The following is a 12,244-nucleotide window of genomic DNA, read 5'->3' on the forward strand; positions in this document are numbered from 1 at the left end:
TTTGTATTCTGGAGAATCGAATGAAAATCGCAAAGAACACCGTCGTGTCGGTCGCGTACAAGCTATCGGATGCGCAGGGCAATCTGATCGAGGAAAGCGACGAGCCGATGGTCTATCTGCACGGCGGCTATGATGGCACGTTCCCCAAGATCGAGGAAGAGCTCGACGGCCATGAGCCGGGCTTCGAAACCCAGATCCAGCTTGCCCCGCAGGATGCGTTCGGCGAGTACGATCCCGAGCTCGTGAAGATCGAACCGCGCACGCGTTTCCCGGAGCCGCTCGAAGTCGGCATGCAGTTCGAAGGCACGCCGGAAGAGGGCGATGAAGATCTCGATGCGCTGATCTATACGGTGACCGACGTTGCCGAAGACAAGGTCGTGCTCGACGGCAATCATCCGCTTGCAGGCATGGCGTTGCGTTTCTCGCTGAGCGTCAAGGAAGTGCGTCCCGCCACCGAGGACGAAATCCAGCACGAACACGCGCACGGCGCGGATGGTCTCGAAATCGTCGACGAGGATGACGAAGACGACGACGGCAAATCAGGGCCCACGCTGCACTGAGCTTGCCGGATGCGGCGACAGCGGCGGGAGGGGAGATATGCCGCTTGCCGCGTTGCTGGGTGAGTTACCCGATGAGCTAGCCGATGAACTACTCGACGCGCCGCTCGCTTCGCCGGGGGATTGAAGAATCGGCGGCACATCGAGCGGAGCCACTTCGGAGGCCGGCGGCACGCCAGGTAATCCCGGCACTTCCGGCATCGGCGGCAGCATCGGTTCTTCGTGCGGCGGGCTGGGTGGCTGGATTGCCGGCGGCACCGGCAGATTCTTCGGCACCTCCCGCACGATCACGCGAAACGGCGGACGTCGCGCCAGATCCACATCAACCTGTACCCACTCGCTGAGACGATCGCGCGGCGCGAATGCAATGCGCGTCAGATTCGTGACGAGCGCACCCTTGTCGTTACGCAGCGGCTGGTCGATCAGAAAACCGCCTGCCAGTGGTTCATCGTTTTCGTGAATGAGCAGCACCGGGCCGCGAAAGGTCTGTGCGAGCTTCACCAGACTCCGCTTGAATTCCAGATACCCATCGCGTCGCGCGTTGCGTCCGAAGCGCAGCCACGCGAACCGCTCAGGTCGCTCGTACCGCTCCGGATCGGGGTCTCCCTGCATGAACACGACGATCGCGCGCGCATCGCGACGCTTCGCGTATTCGGCGGCGTGTTCGAGCCAGAAACCGTTGGCGATCACGCGGTCTTCGAACTCGCCGTTGCGTCCACCGGCGTTCAGATAATGATTGTTCGGCCCCGGTGCATTCAGTCCGATGAACACCGTATCGCCGACCTGCCAGCGCACGTTTTCGCGATACGGACGGAAGCGCGACACTTCGCTTTCGCGTGTGAGCGTCAGCGGGTTCTGGCCCATCGACTCGCTTTCCGAGAACAGCGTCTGCCGCAGCAGATCGAGCCGCTCCACCGGATCGAAGCCACCGGCCGCCGCAGTACCGCAGTCGGTCCAGTCGTGTTGTCCTGGAATGAACACGAGCGCCGGACGTGACGCTTCGAACAGCGCCTGGCGTCGCTCATACAGCGAATCGCGGCACGCTTCCTTCGCGCTTTTCAGATTGCCGTCGTAGACGATGAATGACATCTGCGGATCGCGGCCGATCGCGTCGATGAGCCGCTGCGTCGGCGCTTCGTCGGCGGGGCTGTGCATCGTGCCGCCGATGACCGCGAATGCATAGCGCCGTGGTTCGGCTGCATGTGCCGACGCGGCTATCGCGAGTAAAGCGATAGCCGCGACCCGCGTCGCGAGATTGCGACGCGGCCGTGCGAGATGCATCGGTCGATCAATCGTCCGCATCCGGCGGAGTAGCTAGGTCGTGCAGTTCATACAGCAGATCGAGTGCGTCGCGCGGACGCAGTTCGTTCGGATCGATCGCGCGCAGGCGTTCGAGCAGCGCCTGGGTTGCCGGGTTCTCTGTGGCTGCGGGCGCGTCGTCATCACGATCGTCGCGGTCCTCCAGCAACAGCGGTTGCGCAGCAAACAGATCGAGCTGCGGTGCCGGCTGTCCCGCCGACTGCTGCTCGAGATGCGCGAGATGTTTGCGCGCCGCGCGGATCACCGCCGACGGCACGCCCGCCAGTTGCGCGACCTGCAACCCATAGCTCTGGTTCGCGGGGCCTTCGTTGACCGCATGCAGAAACACGATGCCGTGGCCGTGCTCGACGGCCGACAGATGCACGTTCGCCGCTTGCGCAAACTCGATCGGCAACTGCGTGAGTTCGAAGTAGTGCGTCGCGAACAGCGTATGGCAGCCGTTGTGCGCGAGCAGATGACGCGCAATCGCCCATGCGAGCGCGAGGCCGTCGAACGTCGACGTGCCGCGTCCGATCTCGTCCATCAGCACGAGGCTTTGCGGTGTCGCGTCGTTGAGAATCGCGGCGGCTTCCGTCATCTCGACCATGAACGTCGAACGGCCGCCGGCCAGATCGTCGGCGGCGCCGATGCGCGTGAAGATGCGATCGATCGGACCGAACTCCGCGCGCCGCGCCGGCACGTAGCTGCCGACGTAAGCCATCAACGCGATCAGCGCCGTCTGCCGCATGAAGGTCGATTTACCGCCCATGTTCGGGCCGGTGATCAGCAGCAGTTTGCGCTCGGGGTTCAGCGTGCAGTCGTTCGCGATGAACTGCTCGACCTGCGCCTCGACGACCGGATGGCGTCCCTGTTCGATCTCGATGCCGCCCGCTTCGCGGAACGTCGGCGCGGCCCAGTCGAGCGCGCGGGCGCGTTCGGCGAATGCGGTGAGCAGATCCAGCTCGGCCAGTGCCGATGCGACCCGCTGGCAGTCCGCGATAAACGGCAACAACGATTGCAGCAGCGCGTCGTACAGCGCGCGTTCGCGGGCCAGCGCGCGCTCCTGTGCGGAGAGCGCCTTGTCCTCGAAGGTTTTCAGTTCGGGCGTGATATAGCGCTCGGCGTTCTTCAGCGTCTGACGTCGCCGGTAGTCGTCGGGCACCTTGTCGGTCTGGCCGCGCGTGACTTCGATATAGAAGCCGTGCACCTTGTTGTACTCGACGCGCAGATTGCCGATGCCGGTGCGCGCGCGTTCGCGCGTTTCGAGATCGATCAGGAACTGGCCGCAGTTCTCCGAGATGTCGCGCAGCTCGTCGAGATCGGCGTCGTAGCCGCGCGCGATCACGCCGCCGTCGCGCACCATCGCCGCCGGTTCTTCTGCGATCGCCTGACGCAGCAGATCGACGCACGGCGCGGGTGGTTCGAGTGCCACCTCGATCCGCACCAGCGAGTCGACGCCGGCTGTGATCTGGGCGAGCTGCGTGCGTAGCGCCGGCAACGACACGAACGTATCGCGCAGACTCGACAGATCGCGTGGCCGTGCCGACAGCAGCGCGAGCCGCCCGGTGATCCGTTCGATGTCGGAGATCTGCCGCAACGCGCCGCGCAATGCATCGACACCGTTGGCCGGCGGCGCGTCGAGCAATGCGCCGATCGCCTGCTGACGTGTGCGTGCAATCGACGCGTCGCGCGGCGGATGATGCAGCCAGTGACGCAGCAGACGGCTACCCATCGTCGTGCAGCAGGTGTCGAGCAGCGAACACAGCGTCGGCGATTCGGTGCCGCGCAGCGTTTCGGTGAGTTCGAGATTGCGACGCGTCGAAGGGTCGAGGCCGATGTACTCCGATTCGTATTCGACCTTCAGGCTACGCACGTGGCGCAACTGCTGACCCTGCGTCGCCGATGCGTACAGCAACAGCGCGCCCGCTGCACCGCATGCGCTCGACAGCGAGTGCGCGCCGAAGCCGTCGAGACTCGCGACGTCGAGCTGATCGCACAGCCGCTTCGTGCCCGACGTTGTATCGAAATGCCACGCGGGCACGCGGGTCAGCGCACCGAAGCCGGTGGGCGGCGACCATGCGCTCGCATCGCTGCCGGTATCGGCGACGAGAATTTCTGCAGGGCGGATGCGTTCGAATGCGGCCGCGGCCTGATCGGGTGCGATCTCCGCGAGACGGAGGGCGCCGCTCGCCAGATTAAGCCACGCGAGACCGAGCGTCGTCGCGACGCCGCGACGGTTGTGACCGACGCATGCAGAGAGCAGGAACACGTCGTTCTTGTCGGAGAGCAGGGCGGCATCGGTCAGCGTGCCGGGCGTGACGACGCGCACGACCTTGCGTTCGACCGGCCCTTTCGACGTAGCCGGATCGCCGATCTGTTCGCAGATTGCGACCGACTCGCCGAGCTTCACCAGCTTCGCGAGATATTGCTCGACCGCGTGATGCGGGACGCCGGCCATCTTGATCGGATTGCCCGCCGACGCGCCGCGTTGCGTCAGCGTCAGATCGAGCAGGCGCGACGCTTTTTCCGCGTCGTCGAAGAACAGTTCGTAGAAGTCACCCATCCGGTAAAAGACGAGCGTGCCGGGATGTTCCGACTTGATGCGAAGGTACTGCTGCATCATCGGTGTGTGCTGTGCCAATTCGTTGGTTTTGGCGTCGACTGCTGCGATCTGGTTGCCCATCCTCGGTGTCTTTTTGCGTGGTGTTCAGGGCGTGAGTTTAACCCGTCGGGTGGTCGACGGGGACCTGGCTGGATGGACGATATTGCGCGGAGTGGGACTTTTTTCGCGAGCGAGGTTGCTGCACTGTCGGAGTCCGTGACGCGAACCGGATCAGCATGAATTTCCGCGCCTGACGTGACCCGCTCGATGAGCCGCGCTCAGTCGGGCGAGCCACTTCTTTCCCCGTGATGTATTTCACGTGCCGCCGGCCACCACCTATGGCTCATTCCATGCGGCGCATCGACTGGTTAAGTTGATGTTGTCGGCCGACATGTCTGTCCGTTGCTTCGCAGGAACCCGGTAAGCCTTCGGGCGCATCCCGTTTTCCTGCGGCTTGCGCGGATTTTCTGGATCAACGGAGCTTTCGATAAACCGGCCACGCGCATGCCTGGTCCGGCGATGCTCCGCACTTTCTGGAGTTTCAACATGGCGGACGTGCTAATGAATGTCGAGGGCGCTGAATTTCAGCGGGGACTGGTCCTGTACCTTTTGCCGGATGTACTCGGCAGACGTGAGTCCACTAGGTGCACGGTCGATTCCGCGCTGGCTGTCCAAGGTGGGCACTTCTTCGTGTGTCTGTCGGTGACCGGCAACCGTAGCCGCTGGCTGCCGGTGTACAGCGACAACGCCAACCAGGATCGAGTCGAGATTCCCTCAGTGTCCCGCTATGGACACACAAAGTGGACGGGCGGTACCTGCTTCTATCACGCGGCGCAGATCTGGGAGGCGGACAACGATGTGGTCTGCGCCGCGGCCAGTAATGACAGGAGCAAAAAGGGGGAGCGGAATTGGGTACTGGGAAGTTTTCCGCTGCCGCAGTAAACCGTCTATCGGACTGAGGCGGTCGCTGTCCGATTGCGATCGGGGCCTCGCTTTCGCGCGAGGCTTTTTCGCTTGATCAGCGACTCATCGGGCAGGACGGTGTTTGAATTCCATGCGTTGCCGTTCGCCGTTGTCCTCACTCCCCAATCAACCCCGCCAGATTCGCTTCCCGCGCATTCACCAGACTCCGCCGCCGCGCGAGCCAGATCATTACGGTAATGAACGAACCGAACACGACGATGATCCACTGCACCGGCATCTTCGCGGTCAACAGCAGCGCATACGCACCGAGCATCAGCAGCACGGCCAGATTCTGATTGAAGTTCTGCACGGCGATCGAGTGTCCCGCCGACAGCAGCGTCGCGCCGCGATGCTGCAACACCGCGTTCATCGGCACGATGAAGAAGCCGGACAGCGCGCCGAGCAGGATCATCAGCGGATACGCGAGCACGATATAGAACGGCGCGACGAACGGCCCGACGCGAAAGCCCGCGCCCGGCGGAAAGAGTCCCTTGCTGTAGAACGCCATCGCGATCGCGACGAGCCCTGTCAGGATGCCGACCGGCAGCACACGCAGCGAGCCGCGCAGCGGAATCCACGCGGCCGCCGCCGCTGCGCCCACCGCGATGCCGAGGCCGGCCACGCCCTGGATCACCGCCGCTTTCGACAGCGACAGCCCGAGATTCACATCAGCCCATTTCAGTACGAGCAGTTGCAGCGTGACCGCGCCGCCCCACATCAGCGTCGTCACCCACAGCGCGATCTGCGCGAGCTTGTCGGACCACAGCACGTGAAAGCAGTTTGCGAAATCGCCGACGAGTTTGCGCGGTTCGAGCAGCCGGTTCGGATAGCGCGCGCCGGTGTCGGGGATGCCGAAGTTGATCGCGGCCGCGATCGCGTACGTGATCATCACGGCGAGCATTGCGAGATCGGCGGCAGTGCGGATCAGCGGCAGGTGCGCGTGTGCGACGAAGTGCGTCGCGTAGGTGCTGATCAGCGCGCCGCCGAGCATCGTGCCGACGATCGTCGACAGCACCGTCGCCGATTCGAGCCACGCATTCGCCGCGACGAGGCGTTCGGCGGGCAGCAGCTCGGTGAGAATGCCGTACTTCGCCGGCGAATACGCGGCGGCGCCGAAGCCGACGACGCCATACGCGAGCATTGGATGCACGCCGCCGATCATCAGCAGACAACCGCACGCTTTCAGCGCGTTCGAGATGAACATCACGTGACGCTTTTGCAGCGCGTCGGCGAATGCGCCGACGAACGGTGCGAGCAACACGTACGAGATCGTGAAGAAAATTTGCAGCAGCGGCGTGATCCATGCGGGCGACTGGATCACGGTCAGCAGCGCGATCGCCGCGATCAGCAATGCGTTATCCGCCAGCGACGACACGAACTGCGCCGCGATGATCGTAAAGAAACCTTTTTTCATGGCACCGATTGGAACACAGCGCGAGAGAACGCGTGCGGATCGCGCGCGTCGGACAGGGCCCGGACAGGCGGTTCTGCGTGTGGCAAATGACAGCCAACCACCGCGCAGCCCAACACATAAAGAAAAAGGCGGCCGAAGCCGCCTTGCAGGACGCGATCTATCAGGCCGCTTGTCGCGTGCGGCTGTAGCGCGACAGGATCGGCACCATCTGCGCATACACCTTCGGGTTCGCCGCGACGATTTCGCCGATATGCAGGAAGTCGGAGTCACCGGTGTAGTTGCCGACGAGGCCGCCCGCTTCGGTGATCAGCAGGCTGCCTGCCGCCATGTCCCACGCGTTGATGCCCTGTTCGAAGAAACCGTCGAGACGGCCGGCTGCGACGTTCGCGAGATCGAGTGCGGCGGCGCCGGGGCGACGCAGGCCCGAGCAGGCCTTCGTCATGTCGGCGAACAGCGTGCAGTACGCGTCGAGCGAGTCGGTCTCGCGGAACGGGAAGCCGGTGCCGATCAGCGAATCGGCGAGGCGGTCGCGACGGCCGACGCGGATGCGGCGGTCGTTCAGGAACGCACCGCGTCCGCGCGAGGCGGTGAACAGGTCGTTGCGGGTCGGGTCGTAGATCACGGCCTGCTGGACCGTGCCCTTGTGCGCGAGCGCGATCGACACGCAGTAGTACTGGAAGCCGTGAATGAAGTTGGTGGTGCCGTCGAGCGGATCGATGATCCACTGATACTCGGAGTCGTTGTCGGAGCGGCCAGATTCTTCGGCGAGGATCGCGTGATCGGGGTAGGCGGTCTTCAGCGTATCGATGATGGCCGCTTCGGATGCCTTGTCGACCTCCGTGACGAAATCGTTGTGCTGTTTCTTGCTGACCTGGACCAGATCGAGATCGAGCGATGCGCGGTTGATGATCTGTCCGCCACGGCGCGCAGCCTTGACAGCGATGTTGAGCATGGGATGCATGAGCCTGGATCCTTTTTGCCGGTGCAGTGCCGCTGCGAACCGGATGGTGCGATATGCCGGCGAAAGCCGGCAGGCGCGATCTTAAACAACACGGAACGCGGTTTCGGCGCGCGTTCCGGCCACGGAGACGAATTGAAGAAGAGCGGGGCGCACGTTCGAAGACGGCGCGAATAGCCGTGATTTTACCCGAACCGGGGCTGTTCCGGCCAGACGCGCGGGAAGCCGCGCATGCATGGCGACGGGCGAGGCAGGTCGGTTAAAGGCGAGACGATATCTCGCGGCGTCGACGGTGCAGATTGGGCCGGGGCGCCATTGGCGCTACCATAGCCGCTTTCCAGTCCTTGCAGAGTGCCGGCATCCATCGTGGTTCAGTCTTCCGATTCTTCTCCTGCTTCCCGCCATTCTTCCTCGGGCGAGGCCGGCCCTGTGCGCGGCGGCTTCACGTCGACGCGCTTCGTGCTGGTCGAGCCGAGCCATCCTGGCAACGTCGGCGCGGCGGCGCGCGCGCTGAAGACGATGGGCTTCTCGCGGCTCGTGCTGGTGGCGCCCCGCGTCGCGCACGTGCAGAGCGATCCGGAAGCGATCGCGATGGCGAGCGGTGCCGACGACGTGCTCGCATCGGCGCACGTCGTGCCGACGCTCGCGGATGCGCTGACCGGCGTGCAATGGTCGATCGCGCTGACCGCGCGGGCACGCGAATACGGTCCGCCGCAACTCACGCCGCGCGCGGCCGCGAACGCGGCACGCATCCAGGCCGCGGCCGGCGACATCGCACTCGTGTTCGGCAACGAGCGCACCGGTCTGTCGAACGAGGATGTCGAGCGGTGCAGCGCGCTCGCGCACATTCCGGCGAACCCGGCGTATAGCTCGCTGAACCTCGCGCAGGCGATCCAGGTGCTCGCGTATGAACTGCGCGTTGCGTACCTCGGCGATGCGACGTCTGCATCGGCATCGGCCGCATCGGCGCCGGTTCGTGCACCAGACGAACTGGACGGACCGCGCGCGGCCAGCGATGAAATCGAGCGCATGTACGTCCATCTCGAGAACGCGCTGATCGCGCTGGAGTTCCTCGATCCCGCCCATCCGAAGAAGCTGATGTCACGGCTGCGTCGACTGTTCGCACGCGCGGGCCTCGAGCGCGAAGAGGTGAACATCGTGCGTGGCATCGCGAAGCACATCCTGCTGAAGGCGAAAGCGCCCGACAGCGGCGACTGAACCGCCCGGTTCCCAGGTTCATGCACAGGCCAACGCAGGTCGGCCTGTCAGCCTGACAGCAACCTGTCAGCGGACGACCTTGCCGTCCGCGTGGACTTCCGGCACGTTTCGCACAGTCGCCCTACAATCCCGGAAACGTTCTAAGCAAAGCTGCCGGGATGCTAACCGGCGGCGCTCCTCCCCCACGACGGTCACTGCCATGTTCACGAGACTCCGCGAAGATGTCGCCACGATTCGCGAGCGCGATCCCGCCGCTCGCAGCGCCTGGGAAGTCCTCACGTGCTATCCGGGCCTGCACGCGCTGGTGCTGCATCGTTTCGCGCACGCGTGCTGGCGCATGCGTCGTCGCTGGCTCGCACGCTTCGTGTCGCAGATCGCGCGCTTCCTGACCGGCATCGAGATCCATCCGGGCGCGACGATCGGCCGGCGCGTATTCATCGATCACGGGATGGGCGTCGTGATCGGCGAGACGGCGGAGGTCGGCGACGAGTGCACGATCTATCAAGGCGTGACGCTCGGCGGCACGTCACTCGAACGCGGGGCGAAGCGGCATCCGACGCTCGAGCGCGGCGTGATCGTCGGTGCTGGCGCGAAGGTGCTCGGCGGTTTCACGATCGGCGCGGACGCGAAGATCGGTTCGAATGCGGTCGTCGTGAAGCCGGTGCCAGCGGGTGGCACGGCGGTCGGTAATCCGGCGCGCGTGATTGCGCCGGCTGCGTCGCGCGGCGGTTCGTCGGTCGTTGAAGGGCAGATCGACGTTGGCACCAACGTCGCGCCCGAGCGCTCCGCGTTCTGCGCATACGGGATCACGCCGAATGCGGATGACCCAATGTCGCTGGCGATTCACGGCTTGATCGATCACGCGGCCACGCAGACCCAGCGTGTCGACGAAATCGTTGCGGCGCTTGAGCGGCTCGGCACGCGCATCGAAGCGATGCAGGGCACCGATGTGACGCTGCGCGGGTTGCGTCAACTGTCGGCCGCGCTGGAAGGCGACCTCGACTGAATTTCAGTCGATCGGCAATACCTTGAACCCTTCGGCATCGACGCGCAGATAACCGCCGCGTCGTTCGCCGTGATCCAGATCCCAGTCGGGTAACACCCAGCGCACGCCGCCTGCTTCCAGATGACGGGCAGGGCGGTGCGTATGGCCGTGAATGATCGTCGCCGTGCCGGTCTTGCGGAACAGCGCCGCAATGCCTGCACGCGTCACGTCGTAGCGCGGCGACACGGGCCGTGCGCGACCTTCCTGGCTCGCCGAACGCATCCGCAGCGCGAGCGCCTGGCGCCACCGAAACGGCCACGCGAGAAACAGCATCTGCACCAGATGATTGCGCGCGAGCCGCCGAAACCATTGATACCCACGATCCGACGTGCACTGCGCATCGCCGTGCGCGAGCGCGATGCGCGTGCCGAACGCGGTGATCGAGATCGGGTCGGGCAACCAGATCGCGCCGGCTGCTTTCATGAACCGCTTGCCGAGCAGGAAGTCGCGATTGCCGTGCATGATGTAGAGCGCGACGCCACGCTCCGACAGTGTGTGCATCAGCGCGGCCATGCGGGCGGCGAACGGTTCGGCGAGCATGTCGTCGCCGATCCAGTATTCGAACAGGTCGCCGAGAATGAACACCGAGTCGGCCTGCTCCGCCGTGACGCGGATGAAGTGTTCGAACGCCGCGACCGTGCGCGGGATCGCCTCACTCAGATGGAGATCGGAGAGGAAAAAAAACGGGCGGGCGGCGTGCGGGCGTTTGCCCTCGCCGGGCACGCCCGCAGCGACGCTTCGCAGCGGCGTTTCTTGCAGCATCGAAGTGCGCCAGATAGTGGTGGTCAACCTTGTGGTCGACCCCGCGGCAAACCGCGAAGTGGCCGCCCGAAGGCGGCCGCATGTCCTCGACGGTGACACGGGTGTGGCCAGTGTCTCGAAAACTTATTCGACGATGACGGCTTTCTCGATGATCACGTCATCGGCCGGGACGTCCTGATGGAAGCCCTTCGAACCCGTCTTTACCTTCTTGATCTTCTCGACCACGTCGAGCCCGTCGACGACCTTGCCGAACACCGTGTAGCCCCAGCCCTGCGGCGTCGGCGACGAGTGGTTCAGGAAGTCGTTGTCGTTCACGTTGATGAAGAACTGTGCGGTGGCCGAGTGCGGATCGTTCGTGCGAGCCATCGCGATCGAGCCGTTGACGTTCTTCAGACCGTTGTTCGCTTCGTTGTTGATCGGCGCTTCGGTCGGCTTCTGCTTCATGCCCGGTTCGAAGCCGCCGCCCTGGATCATGAAGCCGTCGATCACGCGGTGGAACACGGTGTTGTCGTAGTGACCGGCCTTCACGTAGTTAAGAAAATTCTCGACCGACTTCGGCGCTTTTTCCGCGTCCAGTTCGAGTTTGATGACGCCGTGATTCGTATGCAGTTCGACCATGATGGCAACCTTTGAAGTGCAGGATTAAGTAAAAATCGAGTGAAAAGCGCGGGCCGCGCGGCACAAGCCGCACGACGCCGCGCCCGGCAGCGATTGGATTATGTTAGCGCGCCGGCCCGCTGCGTGCCCGGCGCGGCTGATTGGCTTCGGGTGACCGTAACCGTTACCTGCGTTACTTGCCGATCACCGTCGCCGATTCGATCACGACCGACTTCTGCGGCACGTCGGACATCGGTCCGCGCGTCGTCGTCGGCGTGCCTTCGATCTTCTTCACGACGTCCATACCCGAGGTGACCTTGCCGAATACCGCATAGCCGTTGCCGTCCGGATTCGGATAGTCGAGGCCTGCGTTGTCGACGGTGTTGATGAAGAACTGTGCGGTCGCTGAATTCGGATCACTGGTGCGAGCCATCGCGATCGTGCCGACCGTGTTCTTCAGACCGTTACGGCTCTCGAGTGCGACCGGTGCGCGCGTCGGCTTTTCGGCGAAGCTCGTCGTGTAGCCGCCGCCCTGGATCATGAAGCCCGGGATCACGCGATGGAAGATCGTGCCGCTGTACTGGCCGGACTTCACGTAGTCGAGAAAGTTGGCAACCGTCTTCGGCGCTTTTTCAGGATACAGCTCGACGCGGATGTCGCCGTCCGACGTCTTGAACAGCACCGACGGGTGCGTCGTCGGCGAAGCCGTTTGTGCGAAGGCGGGGGCGTGTGCGATCAGGGCGGCGCTGCCGAGCGCCAGCATCAACCATTTCATGAAGATCCTCGGGTTGGAAAAAACGCGGTGAACGAACGGCGCCGGTGCCAGCCG

General features: G+C 64.2%; 11 protein-coding genes. 4 read left to right on the top strand and 7 right to left on the bottom strand.

Annotation, left to right across the window (positions count from 1 at the left end; translation table 11 throughout):
• Positions 1 to 20 precede the first annotated feature (20 nt).
• Complete coding sequence (locus tag E1748_RS17275; RefSeq protein ID WP_133648396.1) at positions 21 to 560, top strand: FKBP-type peptidyl-prolyl cis-trans isomerase; 540 nt, start codon at positions 21 to 23, stop codon at positions 558 to 560.
• On the opposite strand, the gene E1748_RS17280 is transcribed toward E1748_RS17275, so the two are convergent.
• Together E1748_RS17280 and mutS are read right to left on the bottom strand one after the other, a co-directional pair.
• On the bottom strand, positions 540 to 1,859 hold the full coding sequence (locus E1748_RS17280) for a hypothetical protein (protein WP_420819328.1): 1,320 nt from the start codon (positions 1,857 to 1,859) through the stop codon (positions 540 to 542). The two genes, E1748_RS17275 and E1748_RS17280, sit on opposite strands and share 21 nt — an antisense overlap.
• Entirely contained in the window at positions 1,846 to 4,539 is a 2,694-nt protein-coding gene (gene mutS, locus E1748_RS17285; protein WP_133648397.1) for a DNA mismatch repair protein MutS, read from the bottom strand. Before mutS ends, E1748_RS17280 begins: the two co-directional genes overlap by 14 nt.
• Before the next feature lie 465 nt (positions 4,540 to 5,004).
• Between mutS and E1748_RS17290 the strand changes: the two genes are divergently transcribed.
• The gene (locus E1748_RS17290) at positions 5,005 to 5,400 is read left to right on the top strand and encodes a hypothetical protein (RefSeq protein WP_133648398.1); all 396 of its coding nucleotides are present in this window, start codon (positions 5,005 to 5,007) and stop codon (positions 5,398 to 5,400) included.
• Between the two features lie 136 nt (positions 5,401 to 5,536).
• Here the strand turns inward: E1748_RS17290 and lplT are convergent, their stop codons facing one another.
• Positions 5,537 to 6,835, bottom strand: a complete 1,299-nt coding sequence (lplT, locus tag E1748_RS17295) for a lysophospholipid transporter LplT (RefSeq protein WP_133648399.1) — start codon at positions 6,833 to 6,835, stop codon at positions 5,537 to 5,539.
• 160 nt (positions 6,836 to 6,995) lie between these two features.
• Entirely contained in the window at positions 6,996 to 7,796 is an 801-nt protein-coding gene (locus E1748_RS17300) for an inositol monophosphatase family protein (RefSeq protein WP_133648400.1), read from the bottom strand.
• Between the two features lie 363 nt (positions 7,797 to 8,159).
• Between E1748_RS17300 and E1748_RS17305 the strand changes: the two genes are divergently transcribed.
• A complete protein-coding gene (locus E1748_RS17305; RefSeq protein WP_420819329.1) occupies positions 8,160 to 9,011 on the top strand; it encodes an RNA methyltransferase in 852 nt (283 codons plus the stop codon).
• Between the two features lie 199 nt (positions 9,012 to 9,210).
• Positions 9,211 to 10,017 carry a serine O-acetyltransferase gene (gene cysE / locus E1748_RS17310; protein ID WP_133648402.1) on the top strand — a complete coding sequence of 269 codons (807 nt, stop codon included), beginning with the start codon at positions 9,211 to 9,213 and terminating at the stop codon, positions 10,015 to 10,017.
• Between the two features lie 3 nt (positions 10,018 to 10,020).
• Here the strand turns inward: cysE and E1748_RS17315 are convergent, their stop codons facing one another.
• The 3 genes from E1748_RS17315 to E1748_RS17325 all read right to left on the bottom strand — a co-directional run bounded on the left by E1748_RS17315 (position 10,021) and on the right by E1748_RS17325 (position 12,190).
• Complete coding sequence (locus tag E1748_RS17315; RefSeq protein ID WP_133648403.1) at positions 10,021 to 10,818, bottom strand: UDP-2,3-diacylglucosamine diphosphatase; 798 nt, start codon at positions 10,816 to 10,818, stop codon at positions 10,021 to 10,023.
• 123 nt (positions 10,819 to 10,941) lie between these two features.
• Positions 10,942 to 11,436 (bottom strand): peptidylprolyl isomerase, encoded by a 495-nt coding sequence (locus tag E1748_RS17320; protein ID WP_133648404.1) that lies wholly within the window; start codon positions 11,434 to 11,436, stop codon positions 10,942 to 10,944.
• A gap of 172 nt (positions 11,437 to 11,608) precedes the next feature.
• The gene (locus E1748_RS17325; RefSeq protein WP_133648405.1) at positions 11,609 to 12,190 is read right to left on the bottom strand and encodes a peptidylprolyl isomerase; all 582 of its coding nucleotides are present in this window, start codon (positions 12,188 to 12,190) and stop codon (positions 11,609 to 11,611) included.
• Positions 12,191 to 12,244: the final 54 nt, after the last annotated feature.

The sequence above is a fragment of the Paraburkholderia flava genome (assembly GCF_004359985.1).
In the GTDB taxonomy this organism is placed as follows: Bacteria; Pseudomonadota; Gammaproteobacteria; order Burkholderiales; family Burkholderiaceae; genus Paraburkholderia; species Paraburkholderia flava.